Raw genomic sequence first — 24,683 nt, forward strand, 5'->3', positions numbered from 1 at the left:
GCCTGCACAGTGGGCCGACCAGGGTTTCACGGCGCAGGCGGTATCAGCTGGGGTAGTGCCCGCATCAACTGCAAGGACCGTGATCCATGACCGAACCTTCCCTGCGCGGCAGCCTCTGGCTGCATGACACCGACCTGCGCCGGTACCGTCCCCTGACCGCCTCGACCCGCGCTGACGTGCTGGTGGTGGGGGCCGGCATGACCGGACTGCTGACCGCAGCACGGCTGGCCGACAACGGCCTGGATGTGGTCGTGGTCGATGCCGGGCCGGTGGGGGGACGCAACACCGCGTTGTCTACCGGCAATCTTTACGCGCCAGTGTCAAGGATGGCCGACCTCGTCGCCCGCTGGGGAGGCGACACAGCCACGCGCGTTGTGCAGTGGCGACAGCAGGCAGTGCGATCCATCGAATCGCTGGTGCATCGCTACGACCTGCGCTGCGGCTTCCAGCGCGTGACGATGCAATACGGTGTGCAGGAGCGCAGCCGCGATGCCACTGCCGCGTTCGAGCGCGAGCTGCAGGCCTACCAGCGGGTTGGCCTGTCGTGCGACCACCGTCAGTCCGGCCTGCCGTTTGCGCTGGGCCACGCGTTCCAGATTCCAGACCAGGCGCAGCTGGACCCCGCCGCCTTCTGCCAGGAGCTGGCCCAGCATCTGGTCGGTCGCGTCCGCGTCCACGACTGGACCCAGATTGTCGATATCGATGCTGCCGCCGGTATCGCACGCACACCGGACTGCAGCATCCGTGCGCGCCACTTCGTGCTGGCAACGCACTCTCCGGCGGGCTTCAACCTGGTACAGGCCGAGATGGAGGTGTACCGCGAATATGCGGTGGCCGTCCCGGTGCGCGATATGCCGGCGCCCGGCATCCATTGGATCGCAGACCGGCAGCGGTCCCTGCGCGGCGTACGTGGCACCGATGGCCGCCACTGGCTGGTGCTGGTAGGCGAAACGCACCGCACCGGCGAGACGCCGGCCACCGATCCGGCGCAGCGCCTGATCGTCGATGCGCAGCGTAACTTCCGTGTCGAGGGCGAACCGATGTGCTGGTCGGCCCAGCAGTTCCGGTCGGCCGACCAGCTGCCCTACATCGGGGGCAGCGCTCACGACAACGTATGGGTCGCCACCGGTTACGGCCCCGACGGACTGACCTGGGCGGGCGTTGCTGCGCGCATGATCGCAGAGGGCATCCAGGGCAGCAGCAACGAGATGGACGATGTACTCAGCCCGATGCGCTTCACGCCTGTGCGGTCAGCGGCCGGGTGGCTGCGCACCAACGCCACCGTCGCCCGCCATATGGTGGGCGACCGCTTGGCCGCTGTCTCTGCAGGAACCGCGCAGACACTGGCGCCGGGCTGCGGCGCCCTGCTGGCGGTGGACGGCAAGCGCACCGCCGTCTATCGCGACGATGCGGGCACCCTGCATGCAATGTCGCCCCTGTGCCCGCACCTGAAATGTGTAGTGCAGTGGAATGGGCATGAACGTACGTGGGATTGCCCGTGTCATGGCAGTCGCTTCAGCGCCACCGGACAGCTGCTGGAGGGGCCCGCCAGGCAGGGGCTCACACCGCAGACGCTGTAGCCAGGCACAACGGGCGCTGCCTGCGTTCGCTGGTCGGGCCCGGCAAAGCGCCGTCCCTGATGCAAGTGGGCGGGCCCTGAGCCCGCCCACACCCTCATTCCCACAACACACGGGGCTCAGCGCTGCTGGCCGCCGCGGTTGCTGCCGCCACGCTGCTGCTGTTGCTGGCCACCCTGGTTGCCGCCTTGGCTGCCGCTCTGGTCGTTACCTTGGTTGCCGCCCTGGCTGCCGCTGCGTGACTGGCCACCTTCACGACCGATGTCTGCCATGTGCTGGCGGTCTTCGCTCACCGACTCGCCTCCCTTGCGACCGGCCTGGCGGGCTTCTTCCGAAGTGAACTCATGGGCGTTGCCTGACTCGTGCGCGGCGCGGCCGCCCTTGGCGGCGATTTCCCGCTGCTTGTCCTCGTCCATCGAAGCGAAACCGCGGTTGCTGCTGCCCTGGTTCTGGTTGGCCATGGGATGTCTCCAGTGGTTGCGCCGCCGGATTGGCGACAGCAACATCCTGGCAACCGGCCCCGTAGACCCGGGTTGCGCATCCGCCAAGGGAATGTCGCTGCTGATGAGTTTTTCCGTCATCGCGCCTGCACACGACCCTGTCTCCCGCTGCAGGCGCACAGCCACCCAACGCGCCGCCCCGCGCGTCCTTATTCCTTGCGATCGGCCTCCGCGGCGTGCGCATCCGCGCGCGCCCACTTGCCGAGCTGGGCGATCACCTGGCGGTTGCCCAGCACCTTGGCCGCGCCAGAGCGCTGCAGCGTCTGCAGTGCTGGCTGGCGGCGGTCGGGCAGGGCGGCGGTTGCCTCCCGGGCAACGATGGTCTCGTATTCGCGCGAGTTGGCATCCATCGCCGTGGCCAACACACAGGAATCCAATGCCATGCCGGCCAGTACCAGCCGCTTCACGTCGAGCTTGGCAAGCAGTACTGGCAGCGGCGTCGCGAGGAAGGCCGAGTGCTTGGGTTTGAGGATGAAGTAGTCGCTGGGCCGGGGCGCCAGCAGGTCTGCTATGCCCGCAGCAGGCCCGCCGTGCTGACGGCAGGCCTCGACCAGGGCAGGGAAATCCCGCTTCCAGTCGCCAAAATTGTCATTGGCGTGGATCACGGGAAGTCCGCGTGCATCGAACGCGCGCCGCAGTGCCACCGCACGGACGGCTGCCTGCGCAGCCAGTGGACCGAGTTGGCGCCCGCCTGGAAAGTCGAACAGACTGAAGATGTCGATGAGCAGCAGCGCGGTTCGTGATTGCATCGGGGAACTCCATTGCGCATTACGCGTCCACGGGCGAATCGGCAGCGCAGGGCATGCAGCGCTCCTTCTTGGTCTTGATGTCCGCCGCCGTGCGGGCAAGGCCCTCGTAGCGCTTGCGGATCTCTTCAAGATGGGCCGGCTCCATCGCCTCCAGGTTCAGCAGCTCCTGGTTGGCATCCTTGCTGACGCGGATCAGTTCATCCAGCTTGATGTGCAGTGCGGCGGTATCGGCGTTCTGGGTGTGTTGAATCAGAAAGACCATCAGGAAGGTGACAATGGTGGTACCTGTATTCACCACCAGCTGCCAGGTGTCATTGAAGTGGAAGGCCGGTCCGCTGGCGGCCCAGGCAATGATGACCCCGAGTGCGGCAACGAACGCCCCGAGGCTGCCTGAAAGGCGCGCGGTGCCCGCCGCCACCCGGGCAAACGCCCCGCGCATCACCGGTCGCCTCCGCCGACCTCCGCGTCGTCATGCCGGTCCGGCAGTTTGATCCGTTCGGCAAGGCGCGCGGACTGCTGGTCTGGCGTGGGGGCGGCCACGAACGGGGAGATCGGATCGCTGGCCGGGAAGGTCTCCTGCAGCGCCTGGTCATGATTGCGCGTATTGCGTGCGTCTGCCTGCGCCTTGCTGATCGGTTCCGGGTCGGGCACCTGCGCATCGGCGTGCGGGAGGTCTTTCTGATCACGTTGCATGGTTCGTCTCCTGGTTACGGTACACACCGCAGTTGGCGCGGTATCTCCACCATAGAAGCGTTGCCGTGAGCGCATCCATCAAACGGGCGTCAGTGCCGTGTCAAAGCTTATCGCACGTTAACGGCTGGCTCGCAGGGGTCTACATCGCCAGCAACGTCAGCGTCCGTACCGCTGCGCCCATGTGGCTTCACCACCGGAAGGGTGCAGGCATCCGGTGCGCATCACGCAGTAGGTCCGCGCATCCGGGTCAGCGCTGAAAGCGATGTAAGACAGCGCTTCGGCAAGCATGCGGATGAACTGTTGTTCGGAATAGACCTCTACCCATTCCGGCAGCTTCTCCTCCAGCTGCGCGACCATCAGATCAATTTCGCTTCGGCTGCTCATCGCCCGGTCCTCCCATGCACAGCCTAGGACGGTTGCGTCGTGCGGCTGTGTGCGGATGGGAACAACAGAACACGCAGCGTCCACATGGTGCTCACGACACGCCCGGTCGTCCCTCGTGCCATCCCTGTCCGCGTGCTCGGGGTGAGGACACCGTGCGGCGAAAGGAAAATCCCTGCACGCAGGCTGGACGCCACGGGTGTCAGACAGGCCGCATACCAGTGCTGCTGGTTCTTCAGTCCCGGGACAACAATGAATACTTCCAGCACCAATCCTGTTGTGGCCGACGTCGCCGTTATCGGCGGCAGCTTCGCCGGAATGTCGGCGGCATTACAGCTGGCACGCGCCTGCCGCACGGTGGTGATCATTGACCTAGGGCGGCCTCGCAACGCAGCTGCCGATCGCGCGCACGGCTGCCTGGGATGGGATGGCTGCGCGCCCGGCGTTCTTCTGCAGACAGCGCGACGACAGCTGGCCGCGTATCACGGCGTGAGATGGATCGCCGACGAAGCCGTATCTGTTGCGGGTTCGGCCAGCACCCTGTTCGAGGTGGCCATCGCGTCTGGCGCGGCGGTGCTGGCCAAGCGGCTGATACTGGCGCACGGGGTGATCGATCATCTGCCTGAACTGCCGGGTCTGCAGCAACGCTGGGGCAGTACCGTGCTGCATTGCCCGTATTGCCACGGCTACGAGGTCCTCAACCAACGCCTCGGGCTGTTGCTCGCAACGGGCCAGGATGCGGCAGGGCACGCCCGATTCCTGTCGGAGTGGGGGCAGATCACGGTTTTCCACCGCGGAGATCACGGCGACGGTGCGTTGGATCTGCTGGAAAAGGAACTGGCGCACAGCGGGACAGCCCTGGAGCGGTCACCGTTGCTGGCCGTTTCTGATGACGCCACTGCGGATCTGGCGGACGGACGCCGGGTCGCGCTGGGCGCCTTGTTCGTGCATCCAGAAACCAGGCTCTCCTCTCCCATCGCCTGCCATTTGGGTTGCAAGCTTGAAGCCGCCGGCTGCATTTCCACAGATTCTGCGAAACAGACGACCGTGGAAGGGGTCTTCGCCTGCGGAGACGCGGCCCGTTTTGCCGGCAACATCGCGCTGGCCATCGGGGAGGGGGCCCTTGCGGGCGTCGCTGCACACCGCTCGTTGTTGGGTCTGCTTGATTAAGGGTGTTCAGGCGTTCGCTGCGCCTTCACGGAAGCGTCGCCTTGTCCCCATGCCTGCATCGATACGTTGAAGGCCCATCCAAGAACGGAGAACCCCATGGCTGAGCTCAAGGAAAACCTGCTGGACTGGCTGCGCGACGCACACGCGATGGAGCAGCAGGCAGAAACCATGCTCAAGGGACAAGCCTCGCGAATCGAGCACTATCCGGTTCTGAAGGCGCGCATTGAAGAGCACATCCAGGAGACCATCGACCAGCGTGAAAAGCTCGAGGGCTGCATCACGCGCCTTGGCGGATCGCCTTCCACCCTCAAGGATGTCATGGGCAAGATGGCTGCCTTCGGGCAGGCGGTAGGCGGAATGACGGCGTCGGACGAGATCGTCAAGGGCGCGATGGCGGGCTATGTCTTTGAACATTTCGAGATCGCCTCCTACACCGCCCTGATCGCCGCAGCGAAGACCGTCGGCGACACCGAAACAGCCCGCGTATGCGAAGAGATCCTCGTGCAGGAAGAGGCCATGGCCGACTGGCTGGCCGCCCACCTGCCGGAGGTGACCGAAGAGTTCATGGTCCGGGACGCCACCCCGGGCGTAGAAGCGAAGAAGTGATCGGCTCAATTACACGAGGAGATTGCCGTGAGTGATGACAAGAAGAACACGGGCAGCCCGGACCGAGATCGCATCAACGTCCACGAAGACTACGAACTGCAGTACTGGACGAAGGCGCTGGACGTATCGGCCGACGAACTCCGGGCGGCGGTGGAGGCCGTAGGCCCGACGGCCGCGGCCGTGCGCGAGCATCTGCGCAAGTAGCCAAGTAACCTGGAGGCCGCCATGTCCCTGGTCGAGTACCGCCGCAAGCGCCGTTTTGACCAGACCAAGGAGCCGGAACCTGGCAAAGCGCTGCCCAAGGGGCAGCGCGCCATTTTTGTGGTGCAGCTGCATCATGCCAGCCGCCGGCATTATGACTTCCGCCTGCAGGTGGGCGATGCACTCAAGAGCTGGGCCGTTCCAAAGGGGCCCAGCTACGACCCCAAGGTCAAGCGGATGGCGGTGGAGGTGGAAGACCATCCGGTCGACTACGCGTCCTTTGAAGGCGAGATCCCCAAGGGCCAGTACGGGGGCGGCCACGTGGCCCAGTTCGATCACGGCGTCTGGGCGACCCAGGGCGATCCGGAGGCCCAGCTCGCCAAAGGCCACCTGCGTTTCGAGCTGTTCGGCAGCAAGCTCAAGGGCGGCTGGCACCTGGTCCGGTCAGGCAGGCCCGCCCGTCAGCCGCAATGGCTCCTGTTCAAGGACGATGATGCCTTCGCCAGCGATCTGGAAGCAGATGATCTGCTGGCGGACGTACCTGCGCCCCCCGCAGACGACCTCAAGAGGGCCGGTGCCGGAAAGACGGACAAGAAGAAGCTGAAAGCCATTCCCGCAAAGCGGTCGAGACGGAAGAACTGGGCCGGGAAGGCCATGGCGTTGTCGAAAGCCAAGGCGTCGGCTGCACCCTCCGGCCCCTTCGAGCCCCAGCTGGCAAAGCTGGGATCGGTGCCTCCCGAGGGCGACCAGTGGGTACACGAGATCAAATGGGACGGCTACCGGATTCTGGCAACGGTGGCAGAGGGTCAGGTCCAGCTGTGGTCGCGCAATGCCCTCGAATGGACCGACAAGATTCCCGAGATACGTGACGCCATCGCCGCATTGGGCCTGACCTCGGCCGCTTTGGATGGCGAACTCATTGCGGGGTCTGGCACCAAGGAGGACTTCAATCTGCTGCAGGCCACCCTGTCAGGGGAACGCCAGGGAGCGCTGGCTTACGCCCTGTTCGATCTGCTCCACATCGATGGGGTGGACCTGGCCGCCGCACCCCTGTTGGAACGCAAAGCGCTGCTGCAGGAACTGCTGCAGGGGCAGGGCGCTCCCTTGGCCTTCAGTTCCCATGTTGAAGGTGATGGCAACGAAGCGTACCGCCTGGCCGGGGAGCAGCACTTCGAAGGCATCATCTCCAAACGCGCCGACCGCGGGTATCACAGCGGTCGCAGCGACGATTGGCGCAAGACCAAGCAGCTGGCCAGCGACGAATTTGCGGTCGTTGGATACACCGCACCCAAAGGCAGCCGCAACGGCTTTGGCTCGCTGCTGCTGGCCACGCCGGACCCCGCGCACGGCTGGCGCTATGTTGGGCCCGGGCCATGCCCGGCGAGCGCAGCGGCCATCGGACCGGTAGCGCCGTCCGTGCCCGGCGAGCGCAGCGGCCATCGGACCGGTAGCGCCGTCCGTGCCCGGCGAGCGCAGCGGCCATCGGACCGGAGCCTTACCCCAGATCGCCCAGTCGTGCCTGCAACGCTGCGATCGCGGCCAGGCCTGCGGTTTCCGTGCGCAGGATGCGTGGGCCCAACTGCAGGCCCTGGAAGCCTGCGGCGGCGAGCTGCTCACGGTCACGCGGCGACCAGCCACCTTCCGGGCCGATCGCGATCACCACGCCGCTGGCCGGTGCCGTCTGCAGTGTCGACAACCGGTGCGCTCCCAGCGGGTCCAGGGTCAACCGCAACGTATCGGCGGGCAGCGCCGCGCTGGCCTGTGCCAGCGACTGCGGCGCTCCCACCTGCGGAATGCGCGCACGACCGGACTGCCCGCAGGCCGACTGCACGACGTTGTTCCAGTGCGCCACGCGTTTTTCCGCGCGTGCTGCATCCAGCTTCACTTCGGTGCGCTCGGCATTCACCGGCACGATGGCGCTCACCCCCAGTTCGGTGGCCTTCTGCAGGATCAGATCCATCTTCTCGCCGCGTGCAATGCCCTGCAGCAGGGTGATGGTCAGCGGCGATTCGTTGGCGATCGGCTGCACCGCGTCGATGCGCACCTGTACCTCGCGTTTGCCGGCCATGGTCAGCGTCGCGGTGTAGTCATGGCCATCGCCGTTGAACAGCACGCAGGTGTCACCCTCGCGCAGGCGCATCACCCGTACCAGGTGGTTGGCCGTCTCTTCCGGCAGAGTCACGGTCTGGCCGCTGTGCAGCGCCAGGTCGATGGGGCAGCGGGTCACGCGCATGCAATCGCCTCGTCGATGGCCGCCAGCGTGGTATGCGCCAGCAGCTCCAGTTGTTCGTCGTCCACGCAGTACGGTGGCATCCAGTACAGCACGTTGCCCAGCGGGCGCAGCACCACGCCGCGCTTCAGCGCCGCCTTGTAGGCGTGCAGCCCCAGCCGCAGCGCCGGATCGAAGGGCGTGCGCTTGTCGCCGTTGCGGGTCAGTTCGAAGGCCACCACCATCCCGGCCTGGCGCACATCGGCCACGTGTGGATAGTCGGCGAATGGCGCGGCCAGGGTGCCCATCACCGAGGCGATCCCACGATTGCGCGCGATCACATCGTCCTCGCCGAAGATGTCCAGCGTGGCCAGCGCCGCCGCACAGGCCAGCGGGTTGCCGGTGTAGCTGTGCGAATGCAGGAAGGCACGCTCGCGCGAATCATCCAGGAAGGCGTCGTACAGCGCCTGCGTGGCCAGCACCGCAGCCAAGGGCAGGAAACCACCGGTCAGGCCCTTGGACAGGCACAGCAGGTCCGGCATCACCCCGGCCTGCTCGCAGGCGAACATCGTGCCGGTGCGGCCGAAGCCGGTGGCGATTTCGTCGGCGATCAGGAACGCACCATGGGCGTCACACAGTTCACGCACGCGCTGCAGATAGGCCGGATCGTGCATGCGCATGCCACCGGCACACTGCAGCCGTGGCTCCAGGATCACCGCGCAGATCTCGCCGGGATGCTGGTCGAACAGCGTGGCCAGGCCATCGGCGGCCTGGCGTGCGCGGTCGGCCGCGCTCTGCCCGGGCTCGGCCAGGTAGGCGTCGGGCGAGGGCGCGAACAGGCCCTCGGCCAGCAGCGGCGCATAGACCCGGCGGTACAGCGGAATGTCGGCCAGCGCGAGGGCGCCCAGCGTCTCGCCGTGGTAGCCGTTTTCCAGCGAGACGAAGCGCGTGCGCCGGCTCTCACCGCGGTTCTGGAAATACTGGAAGGCCATCTTCAGTGCCACTTCGACGCCGGCCGAACCGTTGTCGGCGTAGAACACCTTGGCCAGTGGCGCGCGGCCGGGCTGGCGCGGCGCGAGGGCCAGCAGGCGCTCAGCCAGGGTGATCGCGGGCTCGTGGCCGAACCCGGCCAGCATTACCTGCTCCAGCTGTCCAGCCTGGGCAGCGATGGCAGCGCCGATGCGCGGCTCGGCATGGCCGAACAGGTTGGTCCACCAGCTGCTGACCGCATCCAGGTAGCGGTTGCCGTCGTGATCGATCAGCCAGGCGCCTTCGCCGCGGGCGATCGGCACCAGCGGCAACGTGTCCGGATGCTCGCGCATCTGCGTGCACGGGTGCCATAGGACCTTGAGGTCGCGTTGCCGCCAGTGCTGGACCAGCGGAGAGGGGGTTGGGTCTGCTAGCATTTCGGGCTCATGAACATGTTGCTGCCTGCACATTCTATCGGCCTCGGCGCACGCGCCGTCTGCCCCGGAGATTCCGCGTGAACGATGACCGCGCAAGGCGTGCTCTGCCGATCATCCATCGGATCACCGACGAGGAGAACGGACCCTTCCAGCGCCAGCATCTGGACCTGGAGTTCTCCAACGGCGAACGCCGCCGCTTCGAACGCCTGGTCAGCCGTGGCCATGGCGCGGTGGTGGTGGTGCCGATGCTGGATGAAGAAACCGTGCTGCTGGTACGTGAATACGCGGCCGGCATGCACCGCTACGAGCTTGGCCTGGTCAAGGGCCGGATCGATGCCGGCGAAACGCCGGAGCAGGCCGCCGACCGTGAGCTGAAGGAAGAGGCCGGCTATGGCGCTCGACGGGTCGACGTGCTGCGCGCGATGACCCTGGCGCCGACCTACATGAGCCATCAGTCCTGGCTGGTGGTCGCGCGCGATCTGTACCCGGAGAAGCTGGCCGGCGACGAGCCGGAGGAACTGGAAGTGGTGCCGTGGAAGCTGGCCGATCTGGACCAGTTGATGCTGCGCGAGGATTTTTCCGAAGGGCGTTCGCTGGCGGCGCTGTTCATCGCCCGCCAGTGGCTGCAGGGAGCACGATGATCAAGCTGACCACGGAACTGCGCGAAACCGCGATCGCCATCGCCCAGGAAGCCGGGCAGGCGATCATGCAGATCTACAACAACGGTTTCGATGTGACACTCAAGGACGACGACAGCCCGGTCACCGCTGCCGACCTTGCCGCCGACCGGGTGATCCAGCAGGGGCTGCGCCAGCTGACATCGGACCTGCCGATCCTGTCGGAGGAGTCGCCGCTGGTGCCCTGGGAGCAGCGTCAGCACTGGGGCGCGTACTGGCTGGTCGACCCGCTTGATGGCACCCGCGATTTCGTCAAGCGCAATGGCGAGTTCAGCGTCAACATCGCGCTGATCTACCAGGGCGCCCCGGCCTTCGGCGTGGTCCAGTCGCCGGTCACCGGCATTGTCTGGCACGCGATGCGCGGCGAGCTGGCGTATCGCCGGCAGGGTGTGCATGACACCGTGCTGCGTACCCGTACACCCGCGACTGCGCCCCTTCGCGTCGCCGCCAGCCGCTCGCATCGTTCAGCGGAGACGAATGCCTTGCTGGCCCGCATGGGCGACATCGAGACCGTGGTGCAGGGCTCTTCGCTGAAATTCTGCCGGATCGCCGAAGGCGGACTGGATGTCTATCCGCGGCTGGGCCCGACCTCCGAATGGGATACCGCTGCTGGCCAGTGCGTGCTGCACGCGGCCGGTGGCGCGGTGCTCTCGGTCGGGACCGGCAAGCCGTTCCGCTACAACCGCCGGCCGACGCTGTTGAACGGCGATTTCATGGCGCTGGGCGATACCAGCCTGCCGTGGCGGGACTGGTTGTCCGATTGATCCAGGAGAAACGCATGAGCACGCACGATACCCCTGCCACCGGCAACGCCAGCGCGGAGCTGGAGCGCCTGCTGGCCATCATGGCGCGCCTGCGTGACCCGCAGGGTGGCTGTCCCTGGGACCTGGAGCAGAACTTCGCCACCATCGCGCCCTATACGATCGAAGAAGCCTACGAAGTGGCCGATGCGATCGATCGGGGCGACCTCGATGACCTCTGCGATGAACTGGGTGACCTGCTGCTGCAGGTCGTGTTCCATGCGCGCATGGCTGAAGAACAGGGGGCGTTTGCCTTCGCCGAGGTCGCGCGCGCGATCAGCGACAAGATGCAGCGGCGGCACCCGCATGTGTTTGCCGATGTCAGCGTCGACGATGCCGATGGCGTGATGCGCAACTGGGATGCGATCAAGCGTGCCGAGCGCGCGGCAAAGGGCGATCAGGACACCTCGGCGCTGGCCGGGATCTCCCGTGGCCTGCCGGAATGGCAGCGGGCGGTGAAGCTGCAGTCGCGCGCGGCCAAGGTGGGGTTCGACTGGCCCGGTCCGCTGCCGGTACTGGACAAGGCGGCCGAGGAACTGCAGGAACTGCGCGAAGAGTTCGAACGCGGTGACATCGTGGGCAACAAGGCGCGCCTGCAGGAGGAACTGGGTGACCTGCTGTTCGTGTGCGCCAACCTGGCACGCCATGCGGACATCGATCTGGGCGCGGCGCTGCGTGGGGCCAACCACAAGTTCGAACGTCGCTTCCGTTCGATGGAGGCGCAGGCCGAGGCACAAGGCGATTCGCTGGCCGCACTCGATCTGGATGCGCAGGAAGCGCTCTGGCAGCACGCCAAGGCCACCGAAAAAGCGTGAAAACGCTCGGCCTGTTCCTGCTGACCGCGCTGGCCGAGATCATCGGTTGCTACCTGCCGTGGCTGTGGCTGCGCAAGGGTGGCAGTATCTGGCTGCTGCTGCCGGCGGCGGCCAGCCTGGCGTTGTTCGCCTGGCTGCTGACCCTGCACCCGACCGCCAGCGGACGCGTGTATGCAGCGTACGGTGGCGTGTACATCGGCACGGCGCTGTTCTGGCTGTGGCTGGTCGACGGCATCCGTCCCAGCCGTTGGGACATGCTGGGGGCTGCGCTTTGCCTGGCCGGCATGGCAGTGATCATGTTCGGGCCGCGGCAACCGGGGTAAGCCGGCTCTGCGCTCTTTCAACGCGCGTTGCAGCCCAGCGCCGCCAGGTTGATCGCGTCGGCCATGCGCCGGTAGCCCTCGTCGTTCGGGTGCAGATGATCGCGGGTGATGTCCGCCGGCAATGATTCCGGCTGTTTCGGATCGCGCAGGGCCGCATCGAAATCCACCACGCCATCGAAGCCGGTGTCCTGGCCACGCGCCCACTGGTTGATCGCGGTGCGGGTGGCGGCCGATACCGGTTCGTAGCGCTCCGAATCACCGAAGGGCGTCAGTGTTCCCAGATGAGCGCGGATGCCATGCGCATGCAGCCGGGCGGCCACTTGGCGGTAGCCCAGCAGCATGTCCGCCGCGCTGCGGCCCGGCAGCGGCTGTGCGCCGCCACCGTGGCGGATGTCATTGATGCCTTCGAACAGGATCACCTGGTCGGCGTCGGCCACTGCGATCACGTCGCGATCCAGCCGTGACAGCGCGCTGTGGCTGCGGCCATGGTCCAGCAGCTTGTTGCCGCTGATGCCCTGGTTGAGCACCACGAAGCGGTCAGGGCACGCCTGCTGCAGGCGCTGGCCCAAGCGCTCGGGCCATTGGTTGAACGAGCCACGCGAAGCCGTCGCGCCCTCGGTGATGGAATCACCCAGGGCCACGATCACCTGCGGCCGGTCCGCGCGCTGCACCAGTACCGCCGAGAACACGTTCTGCTGGTAGCCCACGCGCACGCTGTCGGCCACCGCGTCCTGCTTTCCGTCGGCCACCCGCACCACCGTACGGCGCACCGCAGGGCGGGTGGGCTGCGGGAAGTACGCGGTCACGCTGATCTCCTGCAGGGCGGCAACCCGCAAGGGCAGTGCATCACTGAGCAGCGCTGCGCCCACCGGCACGTCGATGGACGTGCGTCCATCTACGGTGACCGGCAGCGCTGCCGCCTTGCCATCCTTCAGGCGCACCCGTACGTCTTCCACATGCAGCGGCGTGGTGCCCAGTTCGTTGCTGATGCGCAGCCGCAGCGCATCGCCCTTGCTGCCCAGGCGCATGTCCTGGCGCACGGTCTGCGCTGCGAACTGCACGGGCGCGTCAGCGCTGCCATCCTTGCGGTCAGGTGCGGGCGAAGCGGTCCAGGCGGTGACCCAGACCGGTGCGGCCAGCGCCACGGGGGCGGCCACGGCGGTGCCGATGGCCAGGGAAAGCAGGGTGATCCAGCGCTGCATGGGCTTCGGTCCGGTCAGGAGAAGTAGGTGCCGCCGTTGACGTCCAGATTGGCGCCGGTGATGAAGGCTGCCGCTGCTGACGCCAGGTAGACCGCGGCATCGGCGGCTTCGTCCGGCAGGCCCTGGCGACGCAGCGGCGTCGCGCCGGCCACCGCCGTACGCACTTCCGGTTTGGTGAATTCGTCATGGAAGCGGGTGGCGATCATGCCGCAGCACAGTGCGTTGACGCGGATGCCCTTCGGCCCCAGCTCCTTGGCCATGGCCCGGGTGAAGGTCATCACAGCCGCCTTGGCAGTGGCATAGATCGCCGCACCAGGGCCTCCGCCATCACGACCGGCCTGCGAGGCGAAGTTCACGATCGCCGCGCCTTCGCCCATGTGCGGTACCACGGCGTGGGTGGTCAGGTAGGTGGAGGTCAGGTTGAGGTCGATGACCTTGTGGAAGAACGCCGGGTCGATGTCGGCCAGCGGACGGCGCTCGACCATGCCGCCGGCCACGTTCACCAGCACGTCGATGCGCTGGCCGAATGCAGCCTGCGTTGCTGCGACCAGTCCGGCCACGGCGGCGGGATCGGTGACGTCGGCGCGGTGGGCGATGGCCTGGCCACCGGCCGCCTTGATCAGCGCCAGCGTCTCCTGCGCGCTGGCTTCGTCGTTGGCGTAGTTGAGGCAGACGCGTGCACCGGCCGCAGCCAGCTTGATCGAGACGGCACGGCCGATATCACGGCCACCACCGGTGACGATGGCCACCTTGTCCTGGAACGACATGCGGGAAACTCCTTGGTTTGCGGGGGAATGCGAGGGAATGGGGGGCTCAGCCGTCGGTGCGGTCGAGCTTGTGGATCGGTCCGGTCCACCACCACAGTGCGGCCAGCGACAGCGGCACCAGTGCGGCAACGAGGATGAAGATCGGTGCATAGGAGTGGCGGGTCAGCACCGGCACCAGCCAGGTGGTGATGAGCGTTCCTGCCACTGCGGCCAGGCCGCCGAGGCCGGCCAGCGTGCCCACCGAGCGGCCGTCGAACAGATCACCGGGCAGGGTCTGGATGTTGCCGATGGCGATCTGGAAACCGAACAGCACTGCTGCAATCGCCAGCACCGCAAACAGCGGCTGGTTGGCCAGTACCGCGCCCAGCAGGGCCGGTGCCATGATCACGCAGCCCAGCGAAATCGACAGCTTGCGCGCACGGTCCACGCTCTGGCCGGCATTGATCAGGCGCCCCGACAGCCAGCCGCCGCTCAGGCTGCCGAGCATGGCGCCGACGAAGGGCACCCAGGCGAACAGGCCGATCTGCTTGATGTCGAAGCCGAAGGTCTCGGCCAGATAGATCGGCAGCCACGATACGAACAGCCACCAGATCGGATCCAGCAGGAAACGGCAGGCGAGCATGCCCCAGCTCTGCCGGTGGGCCAGCAGCGAACGTACGCTGACCTTCGGTGCATCCACGCGTTGCTGGCCAGCCTGGTCTTCCATGATCAGGCGCCGCTCGGCGTCACTCACCCACGGATGCTTGTCCGGGCCGGCGCGATAGACGAACAGCCATGGCAGCAGCCACAGGAAACCAAGTGCACCGACCAGCACGAAGGTGCCGCGCCAGCCAAGCCACAGGTACAGGCCGGCGATGGCCGGCGCCGAAACGATGGCACCGATGGACGCACCCGCGTTGAAGATGCCCTGTGCGAGGGCGCGCTCACGCGCAGGGAACCACTCGGCGTTGGCTTTTACCGCGCCGGGCCAGGCACCGGCTTCGCTGATGCCCAGCATCGCCCGCACCACGCTGAAGGACAGCATGGAGTGAGTGACCGAATGCAGCGCGATCGAGATCGACCACACACTGATCGACAAGGCGAATCCCAGCCGCGTCCCGATCATGTCGAACAGGCGCCCGAACAGGAACTGGCCGGCGGCATAGAACAGCATGAACACGGTCACCAGCAGTGCGTAATCGTCCTTGGTCGCGCCGACTTCCCTGGCGATCTCCGGCCACATCACCGCCAGCGCATTGCGGTCGATGTAGTTGATCACCGTGGCCACCGCGATCAGGCCGACGATCAGCCAGCGCACGGCCGAGCGCACCGGCACCTTGCGCAGCGTGGCCACGGCCGAGGGGCCGTTCATCGTGCATCCCCCTTGCTGCGGTCCATGCGCGCATGGCTGCCGCTCCAGCGGTAGGCATGGCCATCCACCGTCACGCTGTGTTCGCCTTTCGCGTCGCTGTCGTCGGCCACGCCGAGTGCGATGCGGGCGCCGCTGGCCAGGCGCAGCTCGAGCACCTCGGCATCATTGCCACGGGTGCGGATGATCTGCTTGATGCGGCTGTCGGCACCGTGCACGTACTCGGCGGTGCCGTTGTACTCGCCATGGGGCTCCAGCACGCTGAAGAAGGTCACATCCTTCTGTCCTTCCACGCGCTGCAGCAGCGCCGGTTCGCGGCGCAGGTTGAACTCAGGATCATTGGCACCGCTCTCCACCAGCAACGCCTGCGCCGGCGCGCTGCTGCCGAAGCGGTAAGTGTAGAAGCGCCCGTCGAGCAGCCACGCCAGCGTGCGCGGCTCACTGCCGGCCTTGCTGCGCGCGTCCAGCCACAGGTGCTGGTAGCCGTTGTCGCTGCCGAGCACCGGGCGCTGGGTGGGGAAATGCTCGGCCTCGAAACCGGTGGTGACGATATGGCCGTTGAAGTGCAGCGGCAGGTCGTAGCGAGCCGCCTTGTCGCCGTGCACCTGCAGCAGGTCCAGCACCACCGGCAGGCCCAGTTCAGGGTGGCGCAGCAGTGCCTGGGTGCGGGTGAACACCACGCCCGGATAGGCATCGCGCATCGTCGCCGAAGCGATCTGGGTATCTGCGTCGGCCTGGAAGAAGCGCACCTGCGGGGCGAGTTCCTCACCGCGCTTCCAGTCGCCCTTGAAGTGGCTCTGCTCGTTCACCACCAGCGTGTTGTGGGCCACGGTCTGCTTGGCCCAGCTGCGGTTCTCGGCCAGATAGATGCCACCGCGCTTGGCTTCCACGTTGAGGAAGCGCGCCGCGCCGTAGTCGGTCACCACGGCGTTGCCATTGTCGTAGAACAGCCAGTTGAGCTTGTCGAAGTGGCCGTGGCCCATGCCCTGCATGGTGTCCTTCTGCACCAGCGCCTGGCCGCGTTCGCCGCCCATGCGCAGGATCGCCAGACCGCCGCGTTCACCGTCCGGGCCGTCGCGCAGCAGCATCGGCCGGTAGTCGAACGGTTTGGCTTTGTTGGCTGCCAACGCGTGCGCCACCTGCAGCCCTTCCGGCGACAGCAGCAGGCGTTTCTGCTGCTGGGCGACCGACAGCAGACGGTCATCGCCGGCCTGCGCATAGGCGATGCCGATGCCAGCCACCAGCTCTTCGGTATCGATGCCCTTGTCCAGGATCGCATCGTTGATCGGGAAGAACAGGCCGTCGTAGCTGGTCTGCACCAGCACGTCCACCGCCTTCAGCAGCACGCCGTCGCGGCGCGCGAAGATCTTCCGCTGCGGCTCGTTGCGTTCGATCGCGTTGGCAAACAGCAGGAACGGCGCCAGCGCATAGCGCTGGTAGTAGGGGCCTTCCTCGTAATACCCATCGGGCGAGAACAGCAGGTCGATCTGCCGCAGGAAACCGAACTGGTCATCCTTGCGGCTGCCGCGCAGCGATTTCTCCACCAGTTCGCGATCACGCAGCACGTAGCCGGTCATGCCGGTGGCGGCCACCGCCCAGGTCGCGTGGTTGTGGATCTGGTCGTAGTTCTTCGGCTCGCTGGCCAGGAACTCGGCCATCGGCCGGAACACCTGCGATTCGATGGTCTGCCGATCCTGCGGCGACAGCGCATCGCGGATCGCGTCGTAGCCCTGGATGGCGTTGACCAGCCAGACCGAATCGTTGAGCACCTGCCAGAACACCCGGCCGGGAATCTGCCCGCGTCCTTCCGGATGCGGGCCAAGGGTCGGGTAGAGCTTGGCGTACTGCAGCAGCATGTCTCGCGAATAGGCGACATAGGCCTTGTCGCCGGTCAGCCGGTACAGGGTGCCGGCGGCCAGCAGGGCCTGGTAGTTGCGCTTGTGCTGCTCATGGGTGCGACCGCCGCCCTTGTCCTTCGGCACCGGCACGTCGATGCCGGCCTTCATCATCTTCTGCAGCGATTTCTGCGTACGCGCCTGTTCCTTGGCGAACCACGGATAGCGGCTGCCTTCGCTGGCCATCTGCTGCCACTGCGCGGCGGTCACCAGTACCGGCGCGGTATCGCCTTGTCGCGCGGCTGCGGCAGGTGCTGCATGCAGCGGTGCCGTCGGCAACAGGGCGAAGGGCGCGGCCAGGGCGAGGGCGAGCGCCAGACGGAGGGAACAAAGGGACAGCGGCTGCAACCTCATCGATCAACTCCGGTGCTGGTGCGTGACAGGGCAACCTCGCCCACCTTGGGATACCAGTCCACCCCCGTCTGTTCGCGCGGGGTCATTGCCAGCGCCGGATCGGCGCCGATGGCGGGCAGGGGCGTTGCCGGCACCCACAGGCCGGTGGCGGCCTGCTGCAGGGTAATGCTGGCGCTGCTCACCCCGCCCGGGAACACGCTGCTGGCCTGCGGCGACTGCACGTTGTTGCTGAAGGCGATGCCGGCCAGCGAACTGGCCGCATTCGGTGGATTTTTGCTGGTGCGGTTGACGATCAGGTTGCCGCTGAAGTGGCTGTTGCTGGCAGCGACCACGATGCCCTTGGTTTCGTCATGGCCCACACCGAAGCTGATCTTCGCCACGTCGACGAAGGTATTGCGGCTGATGGTCGCGTTGACCACCGGCGCGTAGCCGGATAACGGCGGATTGGCCTGTGCATCCATCACCGCCAGTGCCGAACGGTTGCTGGAGCCGGCCAGCCGTTCGAAGTAGTTGTTGCTGACGGTCTGGTCGGCATTGATGATGCGCACGCCGCCGGTGCCGGCCTTGTCGTCGCCGAGGAAGAGGTTGTCGACCACCCGGTTGCCGTTGCCATGGCGAAGGGTCAGCGCGCCGGCCGACCGATAGAACACGTTGCCGCGGAAGGTATTGCCGCCGGACTTGTTGGAGACGATCTCGGTCTCGCCATCGCAGCCCTCGAACCAGTTGTTCTCGACCGTGCTGTTGGAATCGCTCAGCGAGGTGTCGCTGGTGCCGACACGGATCGTCTCTCCGCCATTGACGCCCAGCGCTGGTCGCGGGCCGAACCAGTTGTGGTCGATGCGGTGCCGGTTGTCCAGGCCCTGGGTGGCATCGCGCACCACCACCACCGTCGGGCCAGCGTTGGTCTTGCCGCGCAGCTGGCTGTGGTCGAGGCGGTTGTTGCTGCCGTACAGCGACACCCAGTAGTCCTGGTCGATGCCATCGGGGTTGCTGTAGTCATCGATGACCAGGCCGGTGACGCGGCTGTGGCTGGCCACTGCCTTGCTCGACTCGCGGAACGCCACCACCGCGTCGCCCGGGGTGTAGCCGTTGCGGAACACCAGGTTGGAGACCTGCAGGTAGCTGCCGGCCAGGCGCAGGTCCGACCCCCCGCTGAGGATCACCTTGCCCGGCGTCTGCGCGCGCAGCACGATCGGTGCGGCGGCGGTGCCCTGGCCCTTCAGCAGCAGGCGCGCATCGGTCCAAGTGCCATCGGCCAGCACGATTTCATCGCCGGGTTGCAGTGCGGCAGCGGCGGTGGCGAACTCGGCGGCATCATGAACCAGCCAGCTTGCAGCATTCGCCGGTAAATTGGTCAGGCATGTTGCCAGTCCAATTGTCAGGCAATGTCCGAGGGTGGTTTTCGAAAGGCGGTGCGAAGTCGGTTGAATGCGCATGAAGTCCTTCCAGAGAGGGCGATGCCGCGGTTTCGGAGTGGGTGTGCATACCACTTGGTAGGTGTGTTGTAAGCCACGTCGCGCGCAAAGTCATGCTGCATCAGCACATGAGATGCCGGGCAACCGGTCTGAATCAAAGGTATTACGAAAAATCCAGTCCAGTTGGTTGACATTTCGGTGTCGGCGTGTCGAAGCTGCGTCCCACGCCTACCGTCCGGGCGATCCTTTGGGAGGAGGAACACCATGCGGCAACCTGCCGGAGTTGTACGTCGTACACCGTTGTCACCCACACCGCTGATCGTGGCACTGCTCGCTGCGCTGGCGGCTTCACCGGCCGTGCAGGCGCAGTCTGCCGGTAGCGGCTCCGGGCAGGACGCCACCACCCTGGACCAGGTCCAGGTCACCGGCATCCGCGAGTCGATGCAGAGCTCGATCAACAAGAAACGCGACGACACGGTGATCGCCGATGTGTTGTCGGCCGATGACATCGGCGACCTGCCCGCGCCATCGCTGGCCGATGCGATCGAAACGCTGACCGGTGCCGCCTCGACCCGCGACAAGACCGGTGCATCGGAAATCTCGATCCGCGGTCTCGGCGCCTTCCTCAGCAGCACCAATTTCAACGGCCGCGAAATCACCAACGGCAGCGGCGACCGCTCGGTGAACTTCAACATGTTCCCGGCCGAGCTGATCAATACGGTGGCGATCTACAAGACCCAGCGTGCCGACATCATCGAAGGCGGTGTTGCCGGCACCATCGGGCTGGAGACGGTCAAGCCGCTGGAGTACGGCAAGCGCTCGGCGCAGATCGATCTGCGCGGCAGCTGGGCCGAGTATGACAAGAAGTACCGCAACGACGATGGCATCGGCTATCGCGGTACCGCCAGCTACATCGACCAGTTCGAATTCGGCAACGGCCAGAAGCTCGGCATCTCGCTGGGCATCCAGCGGCTGGAAGGCACCGATCCGGAGGAGAGCATCACCAGCGGCTCCACCTGGTATGCCTGCGATGGCAGGCAGAACGTGGCCAATGCCAACTGCAATGAAGTCAGCGCCCAGGCCATCGCCAACGGCGCGCCGTACTACCTGGTGCCAAGCAGCCGCATCTATCGCCTGAAGCAGGAACGCAATGATCGCCAGAGCGAATTCGCGGCGATCCAATGGCGGCCCAACGACGTGGTCGAGGTCAACCTCGATTTCGAACATACCGAGCGCAACTGGGACGAGGACCGCAGCGACCTGAGCCTGTCCAATGCACGACGCGGCATCACCCAGCGCGAGGTGGACCAGGACGGCATCGTCCGCCACCTGCATGGCAGCACGTCCATCGATTCGACCTCCAACCGCTACTGGCGCGGCGAGGAATACACCGGTGGTGGCCTCAATCTGATCCTGCGCCCCAGCCCGGCCTGGGAGCTGTCCACCGATCTTTCCTATTCGCATACCAACCGCCTGGACAGCGAGCGCATGACCCGGCTGCGCGCCAACCAGCGCGACGTCAACAATGCCCTCGTGCCGGGCATCAGCAGCGGCGCCACCGGCTATGTCGACTACGACTGGGACTGGCATGGCGAGGTGCCGAGCGTCGCGCTGGCGCCGAACTTCGACCCGAACAACTGGGATGCCTACACCGGCGCGGCGCGGGTGACCTCCAGCGCGACCGAGAACGACCACAAGATCAAGGCCGGCCGCTTCGATGCCAGCTTCATGCCCGAGTCGGGTTTCTTCACCCGCATCAAGGGCGGCGTGCGCGCCAGCCAGGCCGACTACCGCCTGCGCGACAACACCCTGGTGACCGACTACGACCAGCGCGTAGCGGCCGACAAGGCGAAGATCATCGCCGCCAACCGTGCCTGCCGTGCACCGTTCCCGCAGGACGACTTCATGGATGCGGCCAGCGGCAATACGATCTCCTCGTGGGCGTACTTCGATCCGAGCTGCCTCTACGCGTCCTTCCGCGGCACCAGCGACAGTGGCCTGGACCCGGACTTCCAGGACCCGAACAACGTCGATGTGACCGAGAAAACCCGCGCACTGTACCTGATGGGGGAATTCAGCAGCACGCTGTTCGGCCTGCCGGTCACCGGCAATGTCGGCCTGCGCTGGGTCAAGACCGACGTGCGTTCGGAAGGCGTGCGCACCGACCTGGCGGTCATCGACAACGGCGACGGCACGATCCGCCTGCAACCCACCGGTGATTTCACCACCCAGGTGTTCAAGGCGGGCAACGACAAGCTGCTGCCCAGCCTGAATGCCGCGTTCGAGCTGAAGCCGGACCTGTTGCTGCGGGTGGGCGCGTACCGGGCGATGTCACGCCCGGACATCGCCGCACTCGGTGCCGGGCGAACCATCAATGTCAGCAGCGATGCCACCTATACCGGCCTGGCCGACGCGCTGGACGACATCAGTGCCAGTGGCAATCCGGCTGCGCAGCCGCTGATGTCCTGGAACGGCGATGTCTCGCTTGAGTGGTATGCCAACCCGGACACGCTGCTGGCCGGTGCGGTGTACTGGAAGCAGTTCAACGGCGGCACCGCCACCGCGCTTGTGCCGGAGACCTACACCCTCAACGGACAGACGGTGACCGTACCGGTGCGCCAGCAGGTGACCACCGATGAAGACAGCACCCTGACCGGTATCGAGCTCAGTGCCACCCACCGGTTCTCGTACCTGCCCAAGCCGCTCGATGGCCTTGGCTTCAAGGTCAGCTACAACTATGCCGACGCCGACTACCAGACGCAGGATTCGCGGTTGGGCGAGCAGTTGGCCGCCGATGGATCGATCATTCCGGCCATCGTTCCGCCGGCCGGCCTGAGCGGATTCTCGCGGCACGTGCTGTCCGGTTCCCTTTACTGGGATGTGGGCCGCTTCAACATCCAGGCCATCGGCAAGTTCCGTTCGCACTATTACCAGGACTTCACCGGCAACACGGCGCAGCAGAACCGCTACTACGATGACAACACCAGCGTCGACCTGCGCCTGCGTTACCGGGTGAACAAGCAGCTGTCACTGTCGCTGGAACTGATGAACCTGACCGACGAGCCACGCGTGGCGTACCAGCCGCTTTACGGGAATTTCCGCGAGGTGGTGAGCTACGGGCGGCGCGCGTATTTCGGTGTACGATACAAGTTCTGAACAGGGCGGCGCGGCCAATGGTCGCGCCGTCGCTCCAACCGGACCCGCACCGTGCCCGGTGGCCGGGGACGGGCCCGGAGGGAACCGCCAAGGGTCAGCCGCATGTCCGCCAACCGTCTCTACCAGACCATCGCCGCCAAGCTCCGCAAGCTGATCGAGGATGGCGAATATCCGTCGGGTTCGCGCCTGCCGGGCGAACGTGAACTCGCCGAACGCTTCGGCGTCAGCCGGGTCACCATCCGTGAGGCGGAAATCGCCCTGGAAGCGCAGGGCTGGATCGCGATCCGCATCGGTTCGGGCGTCTATGTGAAGCCGCGCCCGGCCCAGGCTGCCGGCGGGCTGCCCGATATCAGCGCCTTCGACCTGACCGCGGCGCGTGCCGTGTTCGAAGCGGAAGCTGCAGCGCTGGCGGCAAGCAATATCGATGAGGCCGGCATCGCCGAGCTGCAGGTGCTGGCTGAAGCGCTGTGCCGGCGTGACCTTACCGATGAAGAGGCCGGCGACTACGACCGCCGCTTCCACCTGGCTATTGCCCGCCTGTCGGGCAACCCGGTGGTCGAGTATCTCGTGCAGCAGATCTGGCGCATGCGCAGCGAGCTGCCGCGGGTCACCGAGGTCTATGCACGGGTGTGCCATGACGATGGTGCCAGCCGCGCCGACGAGCACATGGCGATCTTCGAGGGGCTGCGCGCCCGCGATCCCGTCGCTGCACGCAATGCTATGCGGCATCACTTCCAGCGCCTGTTCGAGGCCATGCTGGAGGCGACCGAAAGCCAGGCGCTGGCCGAGATCCGCCGGCAGACCCAGCAGGACCGCGAGCGCTTCCTGGCCACGACCCGGATCTGAGCGGGTTGATCCTGCAGCGCCGGGCCATGCTCGGCCGCTTTCGGCTGCAACGTGCGGTACCCGCATCGCCTGCAGCCACGCGCTATGCTGGGCTCCGGACGTCTCCCATAAGGAAAGCGCGATGTTCCCGACCATGTTCTTCAGTGCGGTACTGGCCTTGGTGGCCGTGGTCATCCTGTTCAAGGCTGTGCGGATGGTGCCACAGGGCTATGAATGGACCGTCGAGCGGTTCGGCCGTTACACCCACACCATGTCGCCCGGCCTGCATTTCCTGATCCCGATCGTCTACGGGGTGGGGCGCAAGGTGAACATGATGGAACAGGTGCTGGACGTGCCCGGCCAGGAAGTGATCACCAAGGACAACGCCGCCGTGCGCGTCGATGGCGTGGTGTTCTTCCAGGTACTGGACGCGGCCAAGGCCGCCTACGAGGTATCGGTGCTGGAAGTGGCGATGATCGCCCTGGTGCAGACCAACATCCGTACCGTGATCGGTTCGATGGACCTGGATGAATCGCTCAGCCAGCGCGAGGTGATCAACGCCAAGCTGCTGAGCGTGGTCGATCATGCGACCAACCCGTGGGGCGTGAAGGTCAACCGCATCGAGATCCGCGACATCCAGCCGCCGCGCGACCTGCTCGATGCGATGGCACGGCAGATGAAGGCCGAGCGCGAGAAGCGCGCGCAGATCCTCGAGGCGGAAGGTTCGCGGCAGTCCGAGATCCTGCGTGCCGAAGGCGAGAAGCAGGCCACGGTGCTGGAAGCGGAGGGGCGGCGCGAGGCCGCATTCCGCGACGCCGAAGCACGCGAGCGCCTGGCCGAAGCCGAAGCCAAGGCGACCCAGGTGGTGTCGGCGGCGATCGCCGACGGCGACGTCCAGGCCATCAACTACTTCATCGCCCAGAAGTATGTGGAAGCGTTCAAGGAACTGGCCACGTCGCCGAACCAGAAGCTGGTGCTGATGCCGATGGAGGCCAGCGGAGTGATCGGTTCGATCGCCGGCGTGGCCGAGCTGGCCAAGCAGGCCCTGTCCAACCAGGAAACCCGGCCGCCGGCAAAGCGGCCGCCACCGATCGGAGGCTGACATGCGCTGGGAAGTCGTTGCCTGGGGTGCGTTGGCCTTGCTGCTGTTCGCCGCCGAAGCGCTGGCGCCCGGCGCGTTCATGCTGTGGATCGGCATCGGTGCGGCGGCGGTGTTCGCGCTGGTAGCGGTGTTCGCCGATATCCCGGTGCTGTGGCAGGTGGTCGCTTTCGTGGTGCTGAGCGTGCTGTCGATCCAGTGCTACCGGCACTGGGGCAAGCCGCGTGCGCGGCAGAGCGACGCACCGCTGCTGAACCGCCGCGCTGAACAACTGGTCGGGCGGGTGGTGCCCTTGCAGCAGGCCATCGTTGCCGGGCTGGGCAGGGTCAGCATCGACGACGCGTCGTGGCAGGTGAGTGGGCCGGAGCTGCCGGCCGGCACGCTAGTGCGGGTGGTGGCGGTGCAGGGCAGTGCGCTGGTGGTCGAGGCGGTCGCCTAGGGTTCCAGCGANCGGCGTTTGCTTCTGCTCTTCTTTTTCTTTTCCGTGGGTGGACGCCACCGGAAACTGTCAGAGG

The 24,683-nt window shown here is 66.3% G+C and carries 24 protein-coding genes and 1 pseudogene; 13 read left to right on the plus strand and 12 right to left on the minus strand.

Annotation, left to right across the window (positions count from 1 at the left end):
* The first annotated feature begins 86 nt into the window (after window positions 1-86).
* Window positions 87-1,580, plus strand: a complete 1,494-nt coding sequence (locus tag TEP_RS09420) for an FAD-dependent oxidoreductase (RefSeq protein ID WP_132825109.1) — start codon at window positions 87-89, stop codon at window positions 1,578-1,580.
* Between the two features lie 116 nt (window positions 1,581-1,696).
* Here the strand turns inward: TEP_RS09420 and TEP_RS09425 are convergent, their stop codons facing one another.
* The 5 genes from TEP_RS09425 to TEP_RS09445 all read right to left on the minus strand — a co-directional run bounded on the left by TEP_RS09425 (window position 1,697) and on the right by TEP_RS09445 (window position 3,903).
* Window positions 1,697-2,038, minus strand: coding sequence for a KGG domain-containing protein (locus tag TEP_RS09425; RefSeq protein WP_132825110.1), 342 nt, complete (start codon window positions 2,036-2,038; stop codon window positions 1,697-1,699).
* 188 nt (window positions 2,039-2,226) lie between these two features.
* Window positions 2,227-2,826: an isochorismatase family cysteine hydrolase gene (locus TEP_RS09430; RefSeq protein ID WP_132825111.1), complete on the minus strand. Its 600-nt coding sequence runs from the start codon at window positions 2,824-2,826 to the stop codon at window positions 2,227-2,229.
* Window positions 2,827-2,845: 19 nt separating this feature from the next.
* Window positions 2,846-3,268, minus strand: coding sequence for a low affinity iron permease family protein (locus TEP_RS09435; protein ID WP_088099928.1), 423 nt, complete (start codon window positions 3,266-3,268; stop codon window positions 2,846-2,848).
* Entirely contained in the window at window positions 3,265-3,519 is a 255-nt protein-coding gene (locus tag TEP_RS09440; RefSeq protein ID WP_132825112.1) for a hypothetical protein, read from the minus strand. Before TEP_RS09440 ends, TEP_RS09435 begins: the two co-directional genes overlap by 4 nt.
* A gap of 156 nt (window positions 3,520-3,675) precedes the next feature.
* Window positions 3,676-3,903, minus strand: coding sequence for a hypothetical protein (locus TEP_RS09445; RefSeq protein ID WP_132825113.1), 228 nt, complete (start codon window positions 3,901-3,903; stop codon window positions 3,676-3,678).
* Window positions 3,904-4,152: 249 nt separating this feature from the next.
* Between TEP_RS09445 and TEP_RS09450 the strand changes: the two genes are divergently transcribed.
* From TEP_RS09450 to TEP_RS09465, 4 genes and pseudogenes are all read left to right on the plus strand, one after another.
* The gene (locus TEP_RS09450) at window positions 4,153-5,070 is read left to right on the plus strand and encodes an NAD(P)/FAD-dependent oxidoreductase (protein WP_132825114.1); all 918 of its coding nucleotides are present in this window, start codon (window positions 4,153-4,155) and stop codon (window positions 5,068-5,070) included.
* Between the two features lie 96 nt (window positions 5,071-5,166).
* Window positions 5,167-5,676, plus strand: a complete 510-nt coding sequence (locus tag TEP_RS09455) for a DUF892 family protein (protein WP_132825115.1) — start codon at window positions 5,167-5,169, stop codon at window positions 5,674-5,676.
* Window positions 5,677-5,703: 27 nt separating this feature from the next.
* Window positions 5,704-5,880 carry a DUF3606 domain-containing protein gene (locus TEP_RS09460; RefSeq protein WP_132825116.1) on the plus strand — a complete coding sequence of 59 codons (177 nt, stop codon included), beginning with the start codon at window positions 5,704-5,706 and terminating at the stop codon, window positions 5,878-5,880.
* A 21-nt stretch (window positions 5,881-5,901) separates the two neighbouring features.
* Window positions 5,902-7,242: pseudogene (locus TEP_RS09465) on the plus strand (DNA polymerase ligase N-terminal domain-containing protein); the annotation flags it as partial.
* A 130-nt stretch (window positions 7,243-7,372) separates the two neighbouring features.
* On the opposite strand, the gene TEP_RS09470 reads toward TEP_RS09465, so the two are convergent.
* Window positions 7,373-8,110 carry a 16S rRNA (uracil(1498)-N(3))-methyltransferase gene (locus TEP_RS09470; RefSeq protein WP_132825117.1) on the minus strand — a complete coding sequence of 246 codons (738 nt, stop codon included), beginning with the start codon at window positions 8,108-8,110 and terminating at the stop codon, window positions 7,373-7,375.
* Window positions 8,101-9,492 carry an adenosylmethionine--8-amino-7-oxononanoate transaminase gene (gene bioA / locus TEP_RS09475; RefSeq protein WP_240790673.1) on the minus strand — a complete coding sequence of 464 codons (1,392 nt, stop codon included), beginning with the start codon at window positions 9,490-9,492 and terminating at the stop codon, window positions 8,101-8,103. The genes TEP_RS09470 and bioA overlap by 10 nt, the downstream gene beginning before the upstream one ends.
* A 77-nt stretch (window positions 9,493-9,569) precedes the next feature.
* On the opposite strand from bioA, the gene nudE reads away from it, so the two are divergent.
* The 4 genes from nudE to TEP_RS09495 are packed head-to-tail and all read left to right on the plus strand — an operon-like array spanning window position 9,570 to window position 12,107.
* Window positions 9,570-10,133 carry an ADP compounds hydrolase NudE gene (nudE, locus tag TEP_RS09480; protein WP_132825119.1) on the plus strand — a complete coding sequence of 188 codons (564 nt, stop codon included), beginning with the start codon at window positions 9,570-9,572 and terminating at the stop codon, window positions 10,131-10,133.
* Entirely contained in the window at window positions 10,130-10,933 is an 804-nt protein-coding gene (gene cysQ, locus TEP_RS09485) for a 3'(2'),5'-bisphosphate nucleotidase CysQ (RefSeq protein ID WP_132825120.1), read from the plus strand. The genes nudE and cysQ overlap by 4 nt, the downstream gene beginning before the upstream one ends.
* A 14-nt stretch (window positions 10,934-10,947) precedes the next feature.
* Window positions 10,948-11,784 carry a nucleoside triphosphate pyrophosphohydrolase gene (gene mazG, locus TEP_RS09490; protein ID WP_088100967.1) on the plus strand — a complete coding sequence of 279 codons (837 nt, stop codon included), beginning with the start codon at window positions 10,948-10,950 and terminating at the stop codon, window positions 11,782-11,784.
* Entirely contained in the window at window positions 11,781-12,107 is a 327-nt protein-coding gene (locus TEP_RS09495) for a YnfA family protein (RefSeq protein WP_032974968.1), read from the plus strand. Before mazG ends, TEP_RS09495 begins: the two co-directional genes overlap by 4 nt.
* A 17-nt stretch (window positions 12,108-12,124) precedes the next feature.
* On the opposite strand, the gene TEP_RS09500 is transcribed toward TEP_RS09495, so the two are convergent.
* From TEP_RS09500 to TEP_RS09520, 5 genes are read right to left on the minus strand one after another with little or no spacing between them, the layout of a single operon-like run.
* Window positions 12,125-13,309, minus strand: coding sequence for a GDSL-type esterase/lipase family protein (locus TEP_RS09500; protein WP_132825121.1), 1,185 nt, complete (start codon window positions 13,307-13,309; stop codon window positions 12,125-12,127).
* Between the two features lie 14 nt (window positions 13,310-13,323).
* Complete coding sequence (locus TEP_RS09505; RefSeq protein ID WP_025877770.1) at window positions 13,324-14,076, minus strand: glucose 1-dehydrogenase; 753 nt, start codon at window positions 14,074-14,076, stop codon at window positions 13,324-13,326.
* A gap of 46 nt (window positions 14,077-14,122) precedes the next feature.
* Window positions 14,123-15,427, minus strand: a complete 1,305-nt coding sequence (locus tag TEP_RS09510) for an MFS transporter (protein ID WP_033831792.1) — start codon at window positions 15,425-15,427, stop codon at window positions 14,123-14,125.
* Entirely contained in the window at window positions 15,424-17,673 is a 2,250-nt protein-coding gene (locus TEP_RS09515) for an oligoalginate lyase (protein ID WP_132825122.1), read from the minus strand. Before TEP_RS09515 ends, TEP_RS09510 begins: the two co-directional genes overlap by 4 nt.
* Window positions 17,670-19,109: a polysaccharide lyase 6 family protein gene (locus TEP_RS09520; protein WP_132825123.1), complete on the minus strand. Its 1,440-nt coding sequence runs from the start codon at window positions 19,107-19,109 to the stop codon at window positions 17,670-17,672. The genes TEP_RS09515 and TEP_RS09520 overlap by 4 nt, the downstream gene beginning before the upstream one ends.
* Window positions 19,110-19,352: 243 nt before the next feature.
* Here TEP_RS09520 and TEP_RS09525 point away from each other — a divergent pair, with 243 nt between their 5' ends.
* From TEP_RS09525 to TEP_RS09540, 4 genes are all read left to right on the plus strand, one after another.
* Window positions 19,353-22,244: a TonB-dependent receptor gene (locus TEP_RS09525; protein WP_132825124.1), complete on the plus strand. Its 2,892-nt coding sequence runs from the start codon at window positions 19,353-19,355 to the stop codon at window positions 22,242-22,244.
* Window positions 22,245-22,346: 102 nt separating this feature from the next.
* Entirely contained in the window at window positions 22,347-23,090 is a 744-nt protein-coding gene (locus TEP_RS09530; protein ID WP_132825125.1) for a FadR/GntR family transcriptional regulator, read from the plus strand.
* Between the two features lie 121 nt (window positions 23,091-23,211).
* Window positions 23,212-24,171, plus strand: coding sequence for an SPFH domain-containing protein (locus TEP_RS09535; protein WP_093818687.1), 960 nt, complete (start codon window positions 23,212-23,214; stop codon window positions 24,169-24,171).
* Between the two features lies 1 nt (window position 24,172).
* Window positions 24,173-24,607, plus strand: coding sequence for an NfeD family protein (locus tag TEP_RS09540; RefSeq protein ID WP_132825126.1), 435 nt, complete (start codon window positions 24,173-24,175; stop codon window positions 24,605-24,607).
* Window positions 24,608-24,683: the final 76 nt, after the last annotated feature.

The sequence above is a fragment of the Stenotrophomonas sp. TEPEL genome (assembly GCF_004348785.1).
In the GTDB taxonomy this organism is placed as follows: domain Bacteria; phylum Pseudomonadota; class Gammaproteobacteria; order Xanthomonadales; family Xanthomonadaceae; genus Stenotrophomonas; species Stenotrophomonas indicatrix.